The sequence below is a fragment of the Acinetobacter sp. CS-2 genome, from assembly GCF_016599715.1.
GTDB lineage: Bacteria > Pseudomonadota > Gammaproteobacteria > Pseudomonadales > Moraxellaceae > Acinetobacter.
The window spans coordinates 1,229,766-1,249,314 of sequence record NZ_CP067019.1 but is presented as its reverse complement, the minus strand read 5'-3'; the positions used below and the strand labels follow the sequence as shown (position 1 = coordinate 1,249,314).

General features: G+C 43.3%; 18 protein-coding genes. 11 read left to right on the top strand and 7 right to left on the bottom strand.

Annotation, left to right across the window (positions count from 1 at the left end; genetic code table 11):
- The first annotated feature begins 4 nt into the window (after nucleotides 1–4).
- From JFY49_RS06125 to ychF, 3 genes are all read left to right on the top strand, one after another.
- Nucleotides 5–1,075 carry a methionine ABC transporter ATP-binding protein gene (locus JFY49_RS06125; RefSeq protein ID WP_200224482.1) on the top strand — a complete coding sequence of 357 codons (1,071 nt, stop codon included), beginning with the start codon at nucleotides 5–7 and terminating at the stop codon, nucleotides 1,073–1,075.
- The gene (locus JFY49_RS06120; protein ID WP_180043509.1) at nucleotides 1,056–1,715 is read left to right on the top strand and encodes a methionine ABC transporter permease; all 660 of its coding nucleotides are present in this window, start codon (nucleotides 1,056–1,058) and stop codon (nucleotides 1,713–1,715) included. Before JFY49_RS06125 ends, JFY49_RS06120 begins: the two co-directional genes overlap by 20 nt.
- Before the next feature lie 113 nt (nucleotides 1,716–1,828).
- Nucleotides 1,829–2,920 carry a redox-regulated ATPase YchF gene (gene ychF, locus JFY49_RS06115; protein WP_086195044.1) on the top strand — a complete coding sequence of 364 codons (1,092 nt, stop codon included), beginning with the start codon at nucleotides 1,829–1,831 and terminating at the stop codon, nucleotides 2,918–2,920.
- A gap of 68 nt (nucleotides 2,921–2,988) precedes the next feature.
- Here ychF and JFY49_RS06110 read toward each other — a convergent pair whose 3' ends face one another.
- Nucleotides 2,989–3,522, bottom strand: coding sequence for a DUF962 domain-containing protein (locus tag JFY49_RS06110; RefSeq protein ID WP_200224479.1), 534 nt, complete (start codon nucleotides 3,520–3,522; stop codon nucleotides 2,989–2,991).
- 101 nt (nucleotides 3,523–3,623) lie between these two features.
- On the opposite strand from JFY49_RS06110, the gene JFY49_RS06105 reads away from it, so the two are divergent.
- Complete coding sequence (locus JFY49_RS06105; protein ID WP_180043513.1) at nucleotides 3,624–4,325, top strand: Crp/Fnr family transcriptional regulator; 702 nt, start codon at nucleotides 3,624–3,626, stop codon at nucleotides 4,323–4,325.
- 133 nt (nucleotides 4,326–4,458) lie between these two features.
- Here the strand turns inward: JFY49_RS06105 and JFY49_RS06100 are convergent, their stop codons facing one another.
- A complete protein-coding gene (locus tag JFY49_RS06100) occupies nucleotides 4,459–4,638 on the bottom strand; it encodes a hypothetical protein (RefSeq protein ID WP_200224477.1) in 180 nt (59 codons plus the stop codon).
- Nucleotides 4,639–4,864: 226 nt separating this feature from the next.
- Nucleotides 4,865–5,344, bottom strand: a complete 480-nt coding sequence (locus JFY49_RS06095; protein ID WP_200224475.1) for a hypothetical protein — start codon at nucleotides 5,342–5,344, stop codon at nucleotides 4,865–4,867.
- Between the two features lie 104 nt (nucleotides 5,345–5,448).
- On the opposite strand from JFY49_RS06095, the gene JFY49_RS06090 reads away from it, so the two are divergent.
- From JFY49_RS06090 to dapC, 5 genes are all read left to right on the top strand, one after another.
- Nucleotides 5,449–6,204 carry an AzlC family ABC transporter permease gene (locus JFY49_RS06090; protein WP_086195040.1) on the top strand — a complete coding sequence of 252 codons (756 nt, stop codon included), beginning with the start codon at nucleotides 5,449–5,451 and terminating at the stop codon, nucleotides 6,202–6,204.
- On the top strand, nucleotides 6,194–6,541 hold the full coding sequence (gene ygaH, locus JFY49_RS06085) for an L-valine transporter subunit YgaH (protein ID WP_180043517.1): 348 nt from the start codon (nucleotides 6,194–6,196) through the stop codon (nucleotides 6,539–6,541). Before JFY49_RS06090 ends, ygaH begins: the two co-directional genes overlap by 11 nt.
- 170 nt (nucleotides 6,542–6,711) lie before the next feature.
- Nucleotides 6,712–7,926, top strand: a complete 1,215-nt coding sequence (gene purT, locus JFY49_RS06080) for a formate-dependent phosphoribosylglycinamide formyltransferase (RefSeq protein ID WP_180043519.1) — start codon at nucleotides 6,712–6,714, stop codon at nucleotides 7,924–7,926.
- Nucleotides 7,927–7,956: 30 nt separating this feature from the next.
- Nucleotides 7,957–10,623: a [protein-PII] uridylyltransferase gene (gene glnD, locus JFY49_RS06075; RefSeq protein ID WP_180043521.1), complete on the top strand. Its 2,667-nt coding sequence runs from the start codon at nucleotides 7,957–7,959 to the stop codon at nucleotides 10,621–10,623.
- A gap of 25 nt (nucleotides 10,624–10,648) precedes the next feature.
- Entirely contained in the window at nucleotides 10,649–11,818 is a 1,170-nt protein-coding gene (gene dapC / locus JFY49_RS06070; RefSeq protein WP_200224473.1) for a succinyldiaminopimelate transaminase, read from the top strand.
- Between the two features lie 185 nt (nucleotides 11,819–12,003).
- Here the strand turns inward: dapC and JFY49_RS06065 are convergent, their stop codons facing one another.
- Together JFY49_RS06065 and msrB are read right to left on the bottom strand one after the other, a co-directional pair.
- Entirely contained in the window at nucleotides 12,004–12,486 is a 483-nt protein-coding gene (locus JFY49_RS06065) for a glutathione peroxidase (protein ID WP_180043525.1), read from the bottom strand.
- Complete coding sequence (gene msrB, locus JFY49_RS06060) at nucleotides 12,483–12,902, bottom strand: peptide-methionine (R)-S-oxide reductase MsrB (protein WP_086195034.1); 420 nt, start codon at nucleotides 12,900–12,902, stop codon at nucleotides 12,483–12,485. The genes JFY49_RS06065 and msrB overlap by 4 nt, the downstream gene beginning before the upstream one ends.
- A 228-nt stretch (nucleotides 12,903–13,130) precedes the next feature.
- On the opposite strand from msrB, the gene JFY49_RS06055 reads away from it, so the two are divergent.
- Nucleotides 13,131–14,561 (top strand): pyridoxal phosphate-dependent aminotransferase, encoded by a 1,431-nt coding sequence (locus tag JFY49_RS06055; RefSeq protein ID WP_200224472.1) that lies wholly within the window; start codon nucleotides 13,131–13,133, stop codon nucleotides 14,559–14,561.
- Between the two features lie 70 nt (nucleotides 14,562–14,631).
- Here the strand turns inward: JFY49_RS06055 and JFY49_RS06050 are convergent, their stop codons facing one another.
- On the bottom strand, nucleotides 14,632–16,608 hold the full coding sequence (locus tag JFY49_RS06050) for an acyltransferase family protein (RefSeq protein WP_180043529.1): 1,977 nt from the start codon (nucleotides 16,606–16,608) through the stop codon (nucleotides 14,632–14,634).
- A 230-nt stretch (nucleotides 16,609–16,838) separates the two neighbouring features.
- On the opposite strand from JFY49_RS06050, the gene JFY49_RS06045 reads away from it, so the two are divergent.
- Nucleotides 16,839–18,017, top strand: a complete 1,179-nt coding sequence (locus JFY49_RS06045; protein ID WP_200224817.1) for a YbfB/YjiJ family MFS transporter — start codon at nucleotides 16,839–16,841, stop codon at nucleotides 18,015–18,017.
- A 276-nt stretch (nucleotides 18,018–18,293) separates the two neighbouring features.
- Here JFY49_RS06045 and icd read toward each other — a convergent pair whose 3' ends face one another.
- On the bottom strand, nucleotides 18,294–19,547 hold the full coding sequence (gene icd, locus JFY49_RS06040; RefSeq protein ID WP_200224469.1) for an NADP-dependent isocitrate dehydrogenase: 1,254 nt from the start codon (nucleotides 19,545–19,547) through the stop codon (nucleotides 18,294–18,296).
- Nucleotides 19,548–19,549 lie beyond the last annotated feature (2 nt).

Sequence of the window (19,549 nt, the reverse complement as noted above, 5' to 3'; positions counted from 1 at the left end):
TAAGATGGTGAGTTTTGGTTCACAGGTGGACTTCTCTGTTCCCCATATCAAGATCAGAAACCTGAACAAATATTATCAAGTACAAGGACAATCTGTACATGCTTTGAAGAACATCAACCTGGATATTCCTGAAGGCAAGATTTTCGGCATTATCGGTAAAAGTGGCGCAGGCAAATCTTCATTGCTGCGTACGTTAAATGGTCTGGAGCAGATTAGCGAAGGACATATTCACATTCACCAGCAGGATCTGGCGGAACTGAAACATGCTGAACTGATCCGGTTGCGTCAGCGCATTGGCATGATCTTCCAGCACTTTAATTTAATGTCAGCCAAGACCGTATGGGAAAATGTTGCCCTACCGCTAAAAGTCGCCAACTATAACAAAGGCGAGATTGAAGCTCGGGTCAATGAAGTCCTGCAACTGGTCGGTTTGAGTGACAAGGCACACAACTATCCGTCCCAGTTATCGGGCGGACAAAAGCAGCGCGTCGGGATTGCCCGGGCGCTGGTTAATCATCCGGAAATTTTGCTCTGTGACGAAGCCACCTCGGCCTTGGACCCGGAAAGTACTTCTGTGGTGCTGTCTCTGCTCAAGGAAATCAATCAGAAACTCGGCATCACCATTGTGCTGATTACTCATGAAATGCAGGTCATTCGTGAAATTTGCGATCAGGTGGTGGTGATTGAACATGGTGAAATTGTTGAAGCGGGTGAAGTGTGGTCAGTCTTTTCTAATCCACAGCAAAACATTACCCAGGAACTTCTGAATCTGGAACAGCTGGAATTACCTTTTTCGCTAACGCCAGAGATTATTGCCGACAGTTCACATAGCATTTTAAAACTACGTTATGCCTCCAGTGTTCAGCATTCACCAGATTTGAAAGTGATTTTCGAGCAATTTGAAACATCGGTTCATCTCTATCAAAGTCATATCGATAGCATCCAGAACCATCTGGTTGGCAGTTTTATTGTGGCAATTCCCGATCTACATGTAGATACCACACTACTCCAGCAGAAATTAAAACAGTACATTGCACAGATTGAGGTCATTGGCTATGCACGACCAGCTCATTGATTTATTACTTAGCGGCACCATTGACACCTTATTGATGGTGGGGGTATCCGCCCTGGTTGCCTTTATCATTGGCTTGCCTATCGCTGTCATTTTAGTCAGTACTGCCGAACATGGCATCTATCCTTCCAAAAGCGTCAATCACGCTTTAGGCTGGGTAGTTAACATTACCCGTTCAGTACCGTTTTTAATTTTAATGGTAGCACTCATTCCATTGACCCGCTGGATTGTCGGCACCAGTTATGGGGTCTGGGCTGCGGTAGTGCCTTTAACCTTGGCAGCCACACCTTTCTTTGCCCGCATTGCAGAAGTCAGTTTACGCGAGGTCGATCAGGGTCTGATTGAAGCCGCCCAAGCGATTGGCTGTAACCGCAAGCAGATCATCTGGCATGTGCTGCTACCTGAAGCGCTGCCCGGGATTGTGGCAGGCTTTACCGTGACTTTGGTGACCATGATCAACTCATCGGCGATTGCTGGTGCCATTGGCGCAGGTGGTTTAGGCGATATTGCCTACCGATATGGTTATCAGCGTTTTGATATGCAGATTATGCTTGCCGTGATTGTCGTGCTGGTGATTCTGGTCATGCTGGTTCAGGCCACGGGCGATTCCATCTCCAGCCAACTGGATAAACGCAAAATTTAAATCCCTATCCATTTTATGAGTTTTCAACAAAGCATCCAGCCATGACCTGACTTTGTCATGGCTTTCATGTAAAATCAGCGGCAATTTTTAAATAACACGTTGTGAGTCATTTCATGGGTTTTAATTGCGGTATTGTCGGCTTGCCGAACGTTGGTAAATCTACACTTTTCAATGCATTGACTAAAGCTGCTATTGCTGCAGAAAATTTCCCGTTCTGTACCATCGAACCAAACACCGGTATTGTTCCTGTACCTGACCTGCGCATGGACAAACTTGCGGAAATCGTTAAACCACAACGCGTGCTTCCAACCACGATGGAATTTGTGGATATTGCCGGTCTGGTTGCAGGTGCATCTAAAGGTGAAGGTTTGGGTAACCAGTTCCTGGCCAACATCCGTGAAACAGATGCCATTGCACACGTGGTTCGCTGTTTTGAAGATGAAAATGTGATTCATGTAAACGGAAAAATTGACCCGCTGGATGATATTGCAACCATCAATACCGAACTTGCACTGGCTGATCTGGAAACTGTGACCAAAGCGGTTACGCGTTTGGCTAAATCTGCAAAAGGTGGCGACAAAGATGCTGTTGCCACTAAAGCCGTTCTGGACAAAATTTTACCGTTACTAGATGAAGGTAAACCTGCACGTGCAGCCAATCTGGATGATGATGAACGCAAACTGGTACGTGGTTTCGGTTTAATGACTTTAAAACCAACCATGTATATTGCCAACGTGGCTGAAGATGGTTTTGAAAACAACCCGCATCTGGAAGCGGTTAAAAAATTGGCTGCTGAAGAAAATGCCATTGTGGTTCCGCTGTGCAACCAGATTGAAGCTGAAATTTCATTGCTTGAAGATGAAGACCGCGCTGAATTTTTAGAAGCAATGGGCATGGAAGAACCAGGTCTGAACATTGTGATTCGTGCTGGTTACAGCTTGCTTGGCTTACAGACTTACTTTACTGCTGGCGTACAGGAAGTTCGTGCCTGGACCGTTAAAGTCGGGGCAACTGCACCTCAAGCTGCCGGTGTGATTCATACCGACTTCGAAAAAGGCTTTATCCGCGCTGAATGTATTGCTTATGATGACTTCGTACAATACAACGGCGAAGCTGGCGCGAAAGAAGCCGGTAAATGGCGTTTGGAAGGTAAGACTTACGTGGTTCAGGACGGTGACGTGCTGCACTTCCGTTTTAACGTTTAAGCCATTCTGACGTTTCAAAACAGCTTAAAAAGCCAGCATGATGCTGGCTTTTTTTATTTCGAGCTTTTTCAGTTCAGATTCACGGTCTTGGCATCCATTGCAGCACGTTGCTTGCGTGCTTCTGCCAGCATGCGTTGCTCCAGCCCTTTTCGAAACCCGAACATAAACACCATTTCAGCCAGGACAAATAAAGGGCCGATCGCCAGACCAATCACATCATCCATAAAAGCCGGTTTTTTCTTTTCATAAAAATGGCCCACAAACTGGAATACCCATCCCACCACAAAAATGCCAATGCTCATGCTTAACCAGACAGTCATATCCAGCTGCGCAATCCTATAAGCAGATGGATAAGCAAGCGTGTAGATAAGCAACATGATCAGGCCAAAGATGCGGTCCAGACTGAGATAATACACTGTACTTGCCAATAGTAATCCTAAAGCCAGCGTCAGCTCGACACCTGAAGTGACCACACCGGCACGTGCAGTCAGGCACATGATTGAAAATACAATCAATGGAATACCCACAAAATGGGTATAAATATTTTTCTGGTCCAGATGATAGGCGGCATACTGGCTCAGTAATTGTTCTAATTTGGTCATGACCGTCTTCCTTGTTAGACTTATATTTTCATTTCACTATATAAAAAAATATCAGGGCAAGTTGTCAGCTAGCCGACAACTCAGATTAAAAAGGAATAAAAATGCTCGAACCCATTTATATTAAACATTTAGAGCAGAATATCTGGTTTGCACAATTGCCTGCGGTATTTAAGGATTTTATTGTGAACTGTGCTGTGCAGCAGCGTTTTGACAAGGAACAAAGCATCTTCCGTTCAGGAGATATATTTAATGGGATCTATGCCGTTTTAGAAGGTGCGGTTCGCCTAGGTTATATTGACATTCATGGCAAGGAATCGGTGGCTGCCATTGTTGAACCGGTTATGTGGTTTGGCGAAATCTCGCTGGTGGATGCCCAGCCCCGTTCGCACGATGCGATTGCAACGCAAAAAAGCCTGCTCCTGCATATACCGAGTACCGCACTACAATCCCTGCTGCAACAACATCCAGTTTTTTGGTATCACATTGCGCAACTGACCAGTCAAAAATTGCGCTTTGCTTTTTTAGAACTGATTTCCATTCAAACGCAAAGCATCAGCCAGCGTTTGGCACAACGCCTGATGTTTATTTTAAATGGCTATGGCAATCATTTAAGTATTGAAAACAATGTCATTCATTTATCCCAGGAACAACTGGCACAAATGCTGACCTGCTCCCGACAAACCATCAATCAGGAACTACAAGCGTTGGAACAGCAAAATATTTTGTGCGTATCTTTTAAGAAAATTGAAATTTTGGATGTAGCGGAACTGCATCGCATCGCGCATGCCTTTCCCAATACTTAAATCGGAAGATGAATGAAATTTTAAACTATGAAAATAATTCAGAGATGTATACCGTTGCAGCATAAGCCATTTTATGGCCAAGCATGACAGGTGAATAACTTGCCTGATGATGGATTTATTTTACACATCGTGCTTATGAACGTAATTGGCACACATTGACATCATCAAAACCATTGGTGCATGGCGCAACTTCATATTCATTGTCCGATGATGACTGGATGGCTTGTAGCGGCTCTGCAGCTGTGGCAACACTACTCAAAGCGCTTAGAACAACAGCTATACTTATATATAAAAACACTTTATTTAACATCATTATTACTCCTGATCGTTACTAAAGTTAAATATATTTAGAATTAAATTGAATTTTTCATCATAAAAACACAAATTATTATACATATTTTATCACTTTAAGATAATTTTATATATTTATCAGATTATCGTTTTATTCTCTTAATCATTCTTCAAAACTATAACAAAAAAGGAAATACCATGACATTTAAGGCATAAAAAAACGAGGCCTTTGCCCCGTTTTGATTTTTTTAAACCCCAACCTTTTTCGGATCGGTATTGCCCAGCTGTGGATGCTCAATCGCATCCTTACATTGCTGTTTATCACGTTCGTAATCGGCCTGTTTCTGGGCCACTGAGCTAGATTGATCCATCGTCTCACGCGCCCAGATTTCCAGACTAGTCAAGGCTTTACGGCAGAGTGCATATTTACCTTCAGTCACAGAATCAGTCATTTTGACATTAATGCGCCAATCCGTGCTGAGCTTGCGTGCAGGTTTACGGACCTGTTCTTCCAATACATCCAGTTTTTTGGCATAGACCAAACCATCCACCTGATTAATGAATTTCCAGGCTTCGTTGGCATAAGTGGTGGCATCATTGGTCAGCTTGGGTGCCGGCTTAATTTCAGGTTTTTCAGCATTATTGCTGTCATTTCCACAAGCCTGTAGCAAAACACTACTGCATAATAAAGAAACAATCAGCATTCCACGCGTCTTCAACATCCTCATATCAGGCTCGCTTAGATAAACAATTCGGCACTATGCTAGTGAATTCGAGTACAATACTCAATCATCATTTGACCTGTTGTTCAACTCTCCCGCAAAGGTGTGTCGTGTCTGAGCACAAAATCCCTCCAGTTCAAGCTGCCGGCTTTTGGCAAGGTGCTAAAGACAGCCAAGCCATTATTTTTACTTATCTTCCTGTTTCATTTGCTTTTGGTGTTTCGGCCAGCCAGTTCGGTTTTAGCTCTTGGGAAGCACTATTTCTATCCTGCTCCATGTATGCCGGTGCCAGCCAGTTTCTGGTCGTGGCTTTACTGGGTAGTGGTACATCTATATGGATGACTGCCCTCACTGTGATTGCTTTAGATATTCGTCATGTACTTTACGGTCCGGCCTTGCAAAACCTGATTCAGGACAAGCTGAATTTAAAGAAAACTGCCGTCTGGGCTTGGGGCCTGACCGATGAAGTGTTTGCCTCGGGCATGATTAAACTGTCACAACGCCGTCAGGAATGGTCAGAGTCCTGGATGCTGGGCTTGAGCCTGTTTAGCTGGATGTCCTGGGCTTTAGGTTCTTTCCTGGGTGGATTGTTTGCCGACCAGGTCAGTGCCTTACCGCAGTTTTTACAAGCCGCGCTGGATTTCTTGCTGCCAGCCTTATTCCTCAGCTTCCTGCTCGCTGCCTTTGAAAAGAAACATACCTTTATTGTCACGGTCTGTTTAATTGTTTCCGCGATTGCCTGCTATTTCATTAATTTGTCAGCAGCCATTTTTATTGGCATCTTATCCGGTATTTTGGCTGGCCTATTTAAACACTATGTTTTAAAACAGCATGATGATGCATTGGGAGAAGCCCATGAATCTTGAAATTATTCTGGTCGGGATCATTGTCGGCATTGCCAATTTTGCTTCGCGTTTTGGTCCGTTTTATGTCATTCAAAAACATCAGCAAAATTCTCAAAAGCGTGGCTCAGTCTGGATCAGAATAGCTTTAGGCAGTATTGGCATTGCCGCGATCAGTTCCATGCTGGTGGTGGCAACTCTCCCCCCCTTGATGGAAAGCCCCAATAAAAGCTTCGCCATGCTTGTAGGTTTCCTGACCTTAACCGGGCTCTATTTTAAGTTTAAGAAGATTGTCCCGGCGACTTTAACCGCCGCCTTGACCTATGGTTTGATTTACACTTATCTGCCCGTTTCCTTCTAAGTGTTTTAAAAGTCTCCTCTTTTTAAAGGGGCGACTTAGCGGGAGTTAAAATTAAGGCTAGAGATCACTTTATAAATAAAATTGTTGGACAATATCATTATTTTATGTGAATCCGGGCTTAATTCACCAATCAGTTCTGCTATGCTAAAAGTCCATAAAATCAAGCATGGATGATTTACATGAGCGTGACTATTGGTACTCCCCTTCAAGCTTCTGCCTTTAAAGTTTTGTTATTAGGTTCAGGAGAGCTTGGTAAAGAAGTGGTGATTTCTCTGCAACGTTTAGGTGTAGAAGTTCATGCAGCAGACCGTTATGACCATGCTCCTGCCATGCAAGTTGCACATTATGCTTATACCTTGAATATGGCAGATGCCGAAGAACTCAAACAACTGATTGAAAAAATCAAACCCAATCTGATTGTGCCCGAAATTGAAGCCATCGCAACTCAGGTTCTGGTTGAAATCGAACAACAAAATATTGCCACCGTGATTCCTTCAGCAAAAGCCGTCAACCTGACCATGAACCGCGAAGGCATTCGCCGTCTGGCAGCAGAAGAACTGGGCTTGCCGAGCTCAGCTTACCGTTTTGCCGACTCGATTGAATCATTCCGTGCAGCCTGTGATGACATTGGCTATCCCAACTTTGTTAAACCGGTAATGTCTTCTTCCGGCAAGGGACAATCACGAGTTAAGAACTTTGATGAAGTCGATGAGGCCTGGGAATATGCGCAAACCGGTGGCCGGGTCAATCAGGGTAAAGTGATTGTGGAATCACAAATCGATTTTGACTTTGAAATTACCTTGCTCACAGTTCGTGCCAAAAATGCTGAAACAGGTGAAATCGAAACCCAATACTGCGACGCGATTGGACACCGTCAGGACTCTGGCGATTATGTCGAAAGCTGGCAACCTCAGGCCATGACTCCAGTGGCTTTAGAAGAAGCTAAGCGCATTGCACATAAAGTCACGGCTGCTTTAGGCGGCTGCGGTATTTTCGGCGTGGAACTGTTTGTCAAAGGCGATAAAGTATGGTTTAGTGAAGTATCTCCACGTCCGCATGACACAGGGCTTGTTACCCTTGCATCGCAATTCCAGAGCGAATTTGAATTACATGCACGTGCCATTTTAGGTCTGCCGGTAAATACATCTCGTCATAGTGTTGCAGCCAGTGCCGTCATTTATGCAGGCGTTGATGATCGCAATTTGTCTTTTTCTGGCTTAAATCTTGCTTTAGCCAACCCAAACACCGATTTACGCCTTTTTGGTAAACCCGAAGGTTTTAAACGTCGTCGTATGGGGGTCGCAACTGCACGTGCTGAAACAACAGATCAGGCACGTAAACTTGCACTAGAGACTGCGTCTCAAGTCAGTGTTCAACAAAACTAAACTTGTAACCTTATTAACGGACCACTGTTCATGATCAATACTTCTCCACTGCTGAATTACGTTAAAAGTAACCATGACATTCAGGCGATCAATCAATGGCGCACCGATGTTGAAAATCAGCTTCAGGAAAGTTTTGAAAATGGACAGTCCATCCGGGAAATTATCCTGGCCCGCTCCCATTTGATTGATGAAGCCCTGGAGTTTCTCTGGAGACATGCTGAACTTGACCAGACCGATCTGGGCCTGTTTGCCGTGGGTGGTTATGGCCGTCGGGAAATGCTGCCTTATTCCGATGTCGATATCATGATTTTATCGGAAAATGATATTACTGCCGAGCAGGAAAAACTGATTTCTACTTTTATCTCCTCGCTTTGGGATGTCGGTAATTTCAAACCCGGTATTAGTGTACGCACCATTTACGAATGTGTGGAACAGGCCACCAATGATTTGACCGTCGCGACTGCGCTGATTGAATCGCGTTTAATTAGTGGTAACCGGCATTTGGCCAAATGGCCACGCCGTATTGTTTCGCAAACCTGGACCGATAAAACCTTTTTTGATGCCAAAATGGATGAGCAGGCAAAGCGCTATGCTCAGCACAACAATACAGAAAGCAATCTGGAACCGGACATTAAAAATGCGCCGGGAGGCATCCGCGATATCAACCAGATTGGCTGGATTGCCAAACGTCACTTCCGGGTCAACCGTATTTATGACCTAGTGCATTTAGGCTTTATTTCAGAGTTCGAACTGGGTGTGCTAGAAGAAGCTGAAAGCTTTTTATGGGAAATCCGTCATCATCTGCACCGCCTCACCAAACGCGATGAAAACCGCTTATTGTTCGATTATCAGCGTGATATTGCGGCCCTGTTTGGCTATACACGTGAAGAAGATAAATCGCCGAATTATCCGATTGAACAATTCATGAAGCGTTATTATCGTAGCGCACAGCAGGTATCCACCTTAAATGAAATGCTGCTGGCTTACTTTAATGAATCTGTGATTACCCCACGTTTGCCCAACTACGAACGTAAAATTGAAGAAATTAACGAAAATTTCAAACTGGTCGATGGCAAACTAGCGGTACAGCATCATAAAATTTTCTCGGAACGTCCCAGTGCAATCCTGGAAATCTTCTATTTATTGGCAAATCGCCCTGAAATTGAAGGCATCCGTGCCCGCACTTTACGTCTGCTCACCCTTGCAGCCAAACGCATTAATCAAGATTATCGCGATAATCCCGAACACCAAGCCCTGTTTATGGCGATCATCCGTTCACCGCATCGCCTGTATGATACGCTGGTGGCGATGAAACGTTATGGCGTGCTCGGCAATTATATTCCGGCCTTTGGGCAAATTATGGGGCTGATGCAATATGACCTGTTCCACATCTATACCGTAGATGCCCATACCCTGTTATTGCTGCGTAATTTAAACCGCTTTAAAGAACCTGAATTTGCCAAAGATTTCCCGGTGGTCAGTTCAGTGTTCCAACGCCTTCGCCGTCGCGACATTGTTTATCTGGCGGCCTTGTTCCATGACATTGCCAAAGGCCGTGGCGGTGACCATAGTGAACTGGGTGCAGAAGATGCGATTGCATTCTGCCGGAAACATGGCTTTACCGAACGTGAATGCAATCTGGTGGCCTGGCTGATTCAAAGTCATTTACTGATGTCGATGACTGCACAGAAAAAAGATATTTCCGATCCGGATGTAGTTCAAGATTTTGCTGAAAAACTCGGTGATATGGAGCATCTGGATTATCTGTATACCTTAACTGTTGCAGATATTAACGCGACCAATCCCAAACTCTGGAATACCTGGCGTGCTTCCTTAATGCGTCAGCTTTATACCCATGCACGGGATGTGATTCGTACCGGTCTTGGACATCCGGTGGATTATCAAATGCTGATTGAAGACACCAAATTTGCTGCCAGTGAATTATTGGTCAATGACTTCTCTCTGGCCAATGTCGAAAAAGTCTGGCAAGAACTGGGCGATGAATATTTTATTAAAGAATCAGCCGATGAAATTGCCTGGCATACCCGTGCCATATTGCAGCATGGCAACAACACCGAACCTCTGGTCTTGATGCGTGCCCATCGCCAGTCGGCACAAGATGCGGTACAGATCTTTATTTACACTCAGGATCAACCGAATCTATTTGCCACCACCGTTGCCATTTTGGACCGGATGAATCTGGACGTTCAGGATGCACGGATTATCACCGCATCAACGGCCTTTAGTCTGGACACCTATGTGGTGTTAGATCGTTTTGGTACCTTGCTGACCGACCCTGAGCGTGAACAGACGGTTATTGATGCTTTGGTCAAGGCGTTAAGCGAGTCAGATAAATACCCGGGCTTAATGCAACGTCGTATTCCACGCCAATTACGCCATTTTGATATTGAAAATACCGTGGATATCACCCTGAATGCCGCTTTACAGCAAAACATGGTTGAAATTGCAACGCTCGACCATCCGGGTTTACTTGCTAAAGTAGGTGGTTTATTTATGATGCAGGGTTTAGATATTCATTCTGCTAGAATTGCTACCTTGGGTGAGCGTGCAGAAGATATTTTCTTTGTCACCAAAAAAGATGGTAAGCCAATGACTGATTCAGAAGCTGAAATTTTTGCTGCCCAATTGAAGTCAGCTCTGGATGAAGCCTCAAGTCTAGTCTCTGGTCACCACTAACTTAAATTTACGCGGTATCGATTTCATGAACTCAAGTTTGTCATTATTGCATCCTTATCCTTTTGAAAAGTTAAATAAGCTTTTTCAGGATATCCAAACTGCAGATTTACCCCTTATTGCCTTATCAATTGGTGAGCCAAAGCATCCGGCACCCGAGTTTGTAAAACAGGCCATTATTGACAACTTCCAGCATTTATCGACTTACCCGAACAGCAAAGGCTTACCTGAATTACGTCAAAGCATTGCCAACTGGCTCACACGTCGCTTCAAGCTCAATAGCATCAGTGCAGAGAGCAATGTATTGCCAGTTTCTGGAACTCGTGAAGCCATTTTTTCTTTTGTTCAGGCTTTAGTGAACCGTGAAGATACCCCTTATGTGGTGATGCCAAATCCTTTCTATCAAATTTATGAAGGTGCAACCTTGCTTGCGGGTGCCAAACCTTACTTCATTAATTGCACAGAAGAAAATAACTATCTGGGTGATTTTGATGCGGTTCCTGCAGAAGTGTGGGAAAAAACTGCATTGCTATTTGTCTGTACCCCAGGCAACCCGACTGGTGCAGTATTGTCAAAAGAGCAATTTAAAAAACTGATCGCAATTTCAGACCAGTACAATTTTGTCATTGCCTCAGATGAATGCTATTCAGAACTCTGGTTTGATGAGGCACCAGTAGGCTTGCTTGAAGTCTGTGCTGAAATCGGCCGTGATGATTACAAAAACTGTGTGGTGTTCCACTCCCTGTCTAAGCGTTCAAACCTGCCGGGTATGCGTTCCGGCTTTGTTGCCGGTGATGCCACTTTACTGAAACCATATTTACAATACCGTACCTATCATGGTGCTGCCATGCCGGTTCAGCACCAGCTGGCGTCAATCGCGGCATGGGATGATGAAGTGCATGTAGAAGAAAACCGTAAGTTATACCGTGCCAAATTTGAATTATTTCAAAATGAACTGGGACATTTACTGCCACTGAAAAAACCGGATGCAGGTTTCTATTACTGGTTAAAAGTAGACAATGATGAAACTTTTGCCAAAATGCTGATGGAAAAAGCCCATATTAAAGTCCTGCCTGGCCGTTATCTGTCACGTGATACCGAACAAGGCAATCCGGGTGAAAATCATGTCCGTATGGCATTGGTCGCCGATATCGCACAATGTGAACAAGCCATTCAGCGTCTTAAAGCCATTCTTTAATGAATTAAAGAGACAATAAGATCAAGCATCATCCACTGTTTCACCAGTGGATGATTGGCTTATAGTGTATGGATTAAATGACCTGTTGATTGCATTTGTGAAAATGAAATAGATTTCTAAGCCTGTAAAATAAAATAGGGCGATTCATGAATCGCCCTATTTTATTTATTTTCTATTATTCCAGCTTACTGCGCTAAAGCTGCTTCAATTTCACTTTCCAGCTCTTCAGGTTTAGTGGTGGGTGCAAAACGATTGAGCACCTTGCCATCTTTGCCAATCAAGAATTTGGTAAAATTCCATTTAATGCCATTGCCTAAAATTCCCTTGCTGTTATTGGTCAAATAGCGGAATAAAATATGGGCTTCAGGCCCTTTTACATCCACTTTGGCAAACATCGGGAAACTCACGCCGTAATTTTTTTGGCAGAATGCACCAATCTGTTCATTGGAACCCGGATCTTGCCCACCAAACTGGTTACAGGGAAAGCCCAATACCTCAAATCCCTGATCCTTGTATTTTTCATACAACTTTTCAAGACCTGCAAACTGGGGAGTAAAACCGCATTTACTTGCGGTATTTACAATTAATAAAACTTTACCTTGATAATCGGCAAATGATTTATTTTTTCCATCTAACAACTCAGCCTCAAACTGATAAATGTTGGTCATGGATAGGTTTCCTCGTCACTTTTTTCTTGTGTTTTTAATTCTAAAGAAGCTGAATTTACGCAATAGCGCAATCCTGTAGGTTGTGGACCGTCCTCAAAAACATGGCCTAAATGTGCGCCACAATGATGGCAAACAATTTCAGTTCTGACCATACCATGCGTCGAATCCTGATGTTCTTCAATGACCGAACTATTTACAGGGCGATAAAAACTTGGCCAGCCACTACCACTGTCATATTTAGTTTCGGAAGAGAATAATTCTGTCCCACAGCAACGGCAAAGATAAGTCCCTGCCTGCTTGGTATTCCAATACTTACCGGTAAATGCTGGCTCCGTCCCCTTTTGTCGCGTAATGCGAAACTCGTCTGGTGATAACTCTCTTTGCCATTCTCTTTCTGTTTTATTGAGTTTTCCCATGATGACGTCCCTTTATATCGTGCTATTTAAAATAGGATAATCGTATATTTACGTCATTCAATCTTAAATTTCTAGTCTTTATTCAACAATTTACAAAATCAATATAATGATTCAAAAAGCAAAAAGTAAGCAAATATAAAATTATGGTAAGCAATTCTGAAAATTAAATGCTTTTTTGTAAGCAAATTTAGTGTTAGGCTTAATCCTACTCTTGCTCAGGATTAAAAAATGTCGCAGAAAAAGAGCGTAATTTTTAAAAATCTGCTGCCTGTGATTAAACAATATCAACAGACAGGTTTTACGCATGAAAAAATTGTTGCTTTACTCAGAGATGAACATCATCTCGATCTGGTAACAACCGAGACATTTAAAAGCTATTTATACCGTTATGCAAAAGTGACCTCCACTCTTTCCGAGAACATAAAAATGTCGAACACTTTCCACACCCCACGCGAAATTAAAAAATCGTCTAAGCTCGAGCATGTATGCTACGACATTCGCGGACCTGTGTTACGAGCGGCCAACGAAATGGAAGAAGCAGGGCATAAGATTATTAAACTGAATATCGGTAACCCTGCCCCATTCGGTTTCGAAGCGCCGCAAGAAATTATTAATGATGTGGCTTTAAACCTGCCCAATGCGGTAGGTTATACCGATTCAAAAGGGATTTTCCCTGCGCGTAAGGCAATCTGTCAGTATTACCAGCAAAAAGGCATTCTCAACATGCATGTGAATGACGTGTATGTAGGTAATGGGGTGTCTGAACTGATCGTAATGGCGATGCAGGGCTTGCTGGATGACGGCGATGAAATGCTGGTGCCAATGCCGGATTATCCATTATGGACAGCTGCCGTAAACCTGTCTGGGGGTACTGCAATTCATTATAAATGTGATGAAGAAAACTTCTGGTATCCAGACATTGCGGATATGGAAAGTAAAATCACACCAAATACCCGTGGTATTGTGATTATCAATCCAAACAACCCGACTGGTGCAGTATATCCACGTCATGTATTGCAACAAATTGTTGATCTGGCAAAAAAATATGACCTGATTTTGTTTGCTGACGAAATTTACGACAAAATTATTTACGATGGTATTGAGCATGTTGCTGTTGCTGCGCTTGCTGGTGACCAGCTCTGCATCTCGTTTAATGGTCTGTCTAAAGCGTATCGTATTGCAGGTTTCCGTTCAGGCTGGATGGCCATTACTGGTGATAAATCACGTGCCTTAGACTATATTGAAGGATTGGACATGTTGGCATCGATGCGCCTCTGTGCCAACCATCAGGCGCAATATGCCATTCAAACTGCTTTAGGCGGTTATCAGTCGATTAATGACCTGATCCGTCCGGGTGGCCGTTTATATGAGCAACGCAATATTGCCTGGGAAATGCTAAATGACATTCCGGGTGTCTCTTGCGTAAAACCGGAAGGTGCCATGTACTGTTTTCCTAAACTGGATCCGGAAATTTACCCAATTGAGGATGATGAAAAATTCATGCTCGACTTATTGCGTGCGGAAAAAGTGTTACTGGTTCAAGGAACCGGTTTTAACTGGCCGACTCCAGACCATTTCCGTGTGGTGTTCTTGCCTGCCGAAAATGAATTACGTGAAGCGATTACCCGTTTAGGTCGCTTCCTGTCAAAAATGCGCTAATGTCCTGATTTCTGAAATCGCAAAAAAACCGCGCTATATAGCGCGGTTTTTTTATGACTGCAATTCATTGCTAGTCTTTAAGCGGATTGCCATACTGTTTTAAATATTCAATACCCAATTGCCGTGAACCCTGATTATTAATGTGATTGCTGTCTTTATTTCGATATAAAGGCACATCATTAATCATAATTTTACACGCCTGCTGATCACAGATGACCTCTGTCGGGTCAATGATTTTCAGGTCAGGGTATTTCAGTTTTGCTTCGGCAACAATTCGATTAAATTGTATGAGCTGTGCTTCATAATTTTTTCTGGACACAGTACATGGAGCATGGGTATGTAAAATTTCATTGCGAAGATTACAATCTGCCGGCACTCCATCTCTATCTAGCCGAGGGACATCATTCAGCAGAATGACCTGATCACTGGACTGATAGGCCATCTTCAAGGCTTTCATAAAACCGGTTTTAAATATCTCTGCATTGGAATGATGTATACCATCTTCCAGCTTCACTTCATCACCAAAATATGGCACATAGGAACCTGCCAAGATAATGGTGCGGTAATGTGTTTTTGCAAGATGAGCAGTAATCGCATCATTTCTTAATTTAAATTCGCTCAGCTCTTCCCAGCGATTAAAATTAGATTCAAAACGCCGCACTCCAGGTAAATAGAAGGTTGAACTTTGTGTGACATCATAACCGCGTAAATTGGCATCTTTGGCCCAGACATCCAGCATTGCGCTATAAGCATTGGCATGCGAATCACCAATCAACAAAAAATCGATAGCCGTTTTCCGCTTGCCCAATACACAGTCATCCTGTTGTGGTAAAGCTTTCGGGTCCTCAATATCCATACATTTATTTCGGATGATATGCGCAAATGAGTTGAGTGCTTCCTGTTTAAGATAAACAGAATGTGGAAACCGGTCTGGAAATCCCTGATTTATATTGACGGTCTTGGCAATGGCGATAAAACTCAGGGCTGGCACCAGAAAACCAATAATGATCACCTTGTAATTCGCCGCCATCACAAAACGTTTGCTGGGTTTTTCGATGAGCTGATAGGTTAAAAATGCCAACAGGATGGACAATAATACAATCACCACCTGATTTTCGACATTTAATGGCTGCATATAAATGCCGAATAACACGATAATCGGCCAGTGCCATAAATACAAGGGATAAGAAATTCTTCCTATCCAGGTACTTAAACGATTGCTCAGTAACACATTACTTGAGGGTGAACATTGCCCGAGATAAATGATAAATGCAGTTGCCAAACACGGGATCAGTGCCATTGCGCCAGGAAAAGGTGTCTGTTGATCAAAATTTACTGCCGCCGCAAATAAAACGATCAAACTGATCCAAACCAGACTTTGCACTATTTTTTTTGGCAGCTTGAGCTGGGGCAGGAAGCCAATTAATGCGCCAATCAGCAACTCAAAGGCACGGACCGGCATACTGTAATAAGCCTTCTCTGCATTTTGCGTTAACGTGTGCTGGGCATAAAACAGTAAAGTTACGATTAATGTCGTGATGATGGCCCAGGTATATTTACGCGACACCTTTCCAACAAACAGCAACAACAATAACGGCCAGAAAATATAAAACTGCTCTTCAACCCCAAGCGACCATAAATGCAATAAAGGAATACCTTCGGCATCCTGGCTGAAGTAATCTCCCACCTCATTGCGCATATAGATATTCGCCATGAGCAGAGTGGCATACATCACACTGTCAAAATATTGCGTCAGATCCCCAGGTAGCATCACCTGCCAGGCAATAATACTGACAACGCTGAGTACGGTAAAATAAGCAGGTGCCAGGCGTACCACACGTTTCTTGTAAAACCGTGCAATAGAAAACCGTTTGCACTGAATATCGTGGGTTAAAATAAGGGTAATTAAATAACCTGAAATGACAAAAAAGATATCCACACCAATATATCCTCCTGAAAAGAAAGATAATCCGACATGGTTAAAAATCACCAATAAAACGGCGATTGCCCTTAAGCCATCGATATCAGCACGATAGGAGAAATTCATCATTTCACAAAGTATAATAAAGAAGCAAAATTGTATGCCTTTATTCAGAAAACTCAATTTACAAAATAAAAGATTTATATCTTGGCCAATTTTATAGAACCACTCTTAAAGATTACTTAATCACGTATGCATGCATGTTTTTATAGTGTTTATTTGTTCTGATCCTGTTTATTGTTCGGTACACATGCTATTTATATGATGAATGAATAATAAATACTGTGAGTACATGGATGTCCTCAACCAATATCAAGCTTAGTCTTTTTTTATGCCTCAGTATGTGCTTGGGGATTGGTATTTTACGTTTCTCCTATACCGCCTTGTTACCCAGCACGCGTGAAGCGTTTGATTGGTCAACAGGTTTTGCCAGTCTTTTAGGTAGTGCCAACTTACTCGGTTATCTGATGGGTGCCTTTGCAGCCATGCGACTGCCTCAAAACAAAAGCATGACCCTATATATTCAGATTGCCGCGATTGCCGGAATGTTCAGTTTAATGTGCTGTGCATTTTCCGGTTTTCCGCAAGCCTGGTATATTTTTTGGCGTGTAATTTCGGGAATCAGTGGCGGCCTGCTGATGATTTTATCCCCGAGTGTGGTGGCACAATGCTGTGAGATTCAGGACCGTTTTAAAATCAATTTTATTGGTTTTAGCGGAATTGGTCTGGGGGTTTTATTGGCGACCCTGTTCCTGCCTTATCTGGACCAGATTTCCATACAGACTGCCTGGCTGATTTTATGTGGTTTCGCGCTGATTATTTGTGCCTGCTTAAGTATTTTACTGCAACAATTTAAGCATCATCTGTCTGCACAAAAAGTGCCGGCTCAATCTAAAACTCCACTCAACACAATCTTTTATAGTTTGCTGGTTGTGTATGCCTGCAGTGCATTTGCCTATATTCCCCATTCATTATTCTGGATTGACTACCTGAGCCATGAACTGGGTCTGAACCTGTTCTGGATCAATTTCAACTGGATTCTGTATGGCTTAGGCAGTGCTTTAGGAGCTTTTGCTGCCTATTCACTGGCAAGAAAATTTGGCAATTTTTTCGCCCTAAAAATTCTTTACAGTCTGTATATAGTGGCCATTTTTATTGCAACCTTAAACACCAGTCCAGTGCTGACTTTTGCCTCTTCCTTTTTTACCGGCATGCTCAATCCGGCAGTGGTGTTTTTAACCTCCTATACCATTCTGCAACTCTATGGTCTGGCATATAAAAAGCTCTGGAGTATTGCCACACTATGCTTTGCATCTGTGCAGCTGATTGGCGGATTAAGTTTTAGTACCCTGCAACATTTTAGCGTGACTTATCATCAACAGTTTGTCTTGGCTGCGATAGTTTTATTATTGGGAACATTACAACTGGTCTGGCATACTCGTACAGCTAAATTCAAAACCAGTAAGCCAGCATAGCCTGTTTCAATTCAGGCAGATGGCATAACCTATGCCTGCTGTACCACCAGATACCAGGGCTGACCTCCCAAAATGAGCATAACGGTCGCAATAAGACGCATACTGACTATCTTGCTCGCGTTTGTTCGATGCTAGAACATACCGCTTAACTATTCATGCTATTGTGTAGATTGCATGATAAATTTCGCTCCTGATCTATAAAAAATCGTGTGCCGTAACCATAAAAAAACCCGCGATATGCGCAGGTTTTTTTTATACAGATTCAGGTCAAATGACTTATTCCATGTTGTTAATGACCGCTTGACCAAATTCCGAACAACGTAGCAAAGTCGCGTCCGGCATTAAGCGTTCAAAATCATAAGTCACAGTTTTATTGGCAATTGCACCAGAAATACCCTTGATGATCAAGTCAGCCGCTTCAGTCCAGCCCATGTCACGTAGCATCATTTCAGCAGAAAGAATAATTGAACCCGGATTGACTTTGTCTTGCCCGGCATATTTAGGAGCAGTCCCGTGAGTCGCCTCATACATCTGTATGGCTCCCCCAATGTTGGCACCCGGCGCAATCCCTATACCGCCCACTTCGGCTGCAAGCGCATCAGAGATGTAGTCACCGTTTAGGTTCAGCGTGGCAATCACCGAGTAATCAGCAGGACGCATCAGGATTTGTTGCAGGAAGGCATCCGCAATCACATCTTTAATAATAATGTCTTTACCAGTTTTAGGGTTTCTGATTTTGACCCATGGCCCACCATCCAGAAGTTTGCCACCAAAACGCTCAAGCGCAACTTCATAGCCCCATTCCTTGAATGCACCTTCGGTGTACTTCATGATGTTACCTTTGTGGACCAGCGTCACGCTTGGCTTGTCATTATCAATCGCAAACTGGATCGCTTTACGAACCAGACGCTGAGTACCTTCTTTAGATACCGGTTTAATCCCGATCCCGCAATTCTCTTCGAAACGGATTTTTGTCACACCCATTTCTTCTTTCAGGAATCGAATGATTTTTTTGGCTTCTGGTGAATCTGCTTTCCATTCAATACCCGCATAGATATCTTCAGAGTTTTCACGGAAAATCACCATATCTGTCAGTTCAGGATGTTGAACCGGAGAAGGTACGCCTTCAAACCAGCGCACTGGACGTACACATACGTACAGGTCTAATTCCTGACGTAATGCAACGTTTAGAGAACGGATACCACCGCCAACCGGGGTTGTTAACGGGCCTTTAATAGAAACAACAAATTCACGAAGAGCTTCAAAGGTTTCTTCCGGCATGTAAGTGCCGTAGATTTTGTCTGCTTTTTCGCCGCAGTATACTTCCATCCATTCGATCGAACGTTTACCAGCGTAAGCTTTTAGAACTGCAGCATCAACCACTGCTTTCATGGCCGGTGTAATATCTACACCAATACCATCACCTTCAATAAAAGGAATAATAGGATTGTTTGGAACATTGAGTGACAAGTCTGCATTTACGGTAATTTTGCTACCATCCGCAGGAACAACGATCTTCTGATAACCCATTG

Coding starts and splice junctions, on each gene's coding strand:
- JFY49_RS06125 (WP_200224482.1), top strand. CDS start 5: ATGGTGAGTTTTGGTTCACAGGTGGACTTCTCTGTTCCCCATATCAAG.
- JFY49_RS06120 (WP_180043509.1), top strand. CDS start 1,056: ATGCACGACCAGCTCATTGATTTATTACTTAGCGGCACCATTGACACC.
- ychF (WP_086195044.1), top strand. CDS start 1,829: ATGGGTTTTAATTGCGGTATTGTCGGCTTGCCGAACGTTGGTAAATCT.
- JFY49_RS06110 (WP_200224479.1), bottom strand. CDS start 3,522: ATGACCAAATTAGAACAATTACTGAGCCAGTATGCCGCCTATCATCTG.
- JFY49_RS06105 (WP_180043513.1), top strand. CDS start 3,624: ATGCTCGAACCCATTTATATTAAACATTTAGAGCAGAATATCTGGTTT.
- JFY49_RS06100 (WP_200224477.1), bottom strand. CDS start 4,638: ATGATGTTAAATAAAGTGTTTTTATATATAAGTATAGCTGTTGTTCTA.
- JFY49_RS06095 (WP_200224475.1), bottom strand. CDS start 5,344: ATGAGGATGTTGAAGACGCGTGGAATGCTGATTGTTTCTTTATTATGC.
- ygaH (WP_180043517.1), top strand. CDS start 6,194: ATGAATCTTGAAATTATTCTGGTCGGGATCATTGTCGGCATTGCCAAT.
- purT (WP_180043519.1), top strand. CDS start 6,712: ATGATTTACATGAGCGTGACTATTGGTACTCCCCTTCAAGCTTCTGCC.
- glnD (WP_180043521.1), top strand. CDS start 7,957: ATGATCAATACTTCTCCACTGCTGAATTACGTTAAAAGTAACCATGAC.
- dapC (WP_200224473.1), top strand. CDS start 10,649: ATGAACTCAAGTTTGTCATTATTGCATCCTTATCCTTTTGAAAAGTTA.
- JFY49_RS06065 (WP_180043525.1), bottom strand. CDS start 12,486: ATGACCAACATTTATCAGTTTGAGGCTGAGTTGTTAGATGGAAAAAAT.
- msrB (WP_086195034.1), bottom strand. CDS start 12,902: ATGGGAAAACTCAATAAAACAGAAAGAGAATGGCAAAGAGAGTTATCA.
- JFY49_RS06055 (WP_200224472.1), top strand. CDS start 13,131: ATGTCGCAGAAAAAGAGCGTAATTTTTAAAAATCTGCTGCCTGTGATT.
- JFY49_RS06050 (WP_180043529.1), bottom strand. CDS start 16,608: ATGAATTTCTCCTATCGTGCTGATATCGATGGCTTAAGGGCAATCGCC.
- JFY49_RS06045 (WP_200224817.1), top strand. CDS start 16,839: ATGTCCTCAACCAATATCAAGCTTAGTCTTTTTTTATGCCTCAGTATG.
- icd (WP_200224469.1), bottom strand. CDS start 19,547: ATGGGTTATCAGAAGATCGTTGTTCCTGCGGATGGTAGCAAAATTACC.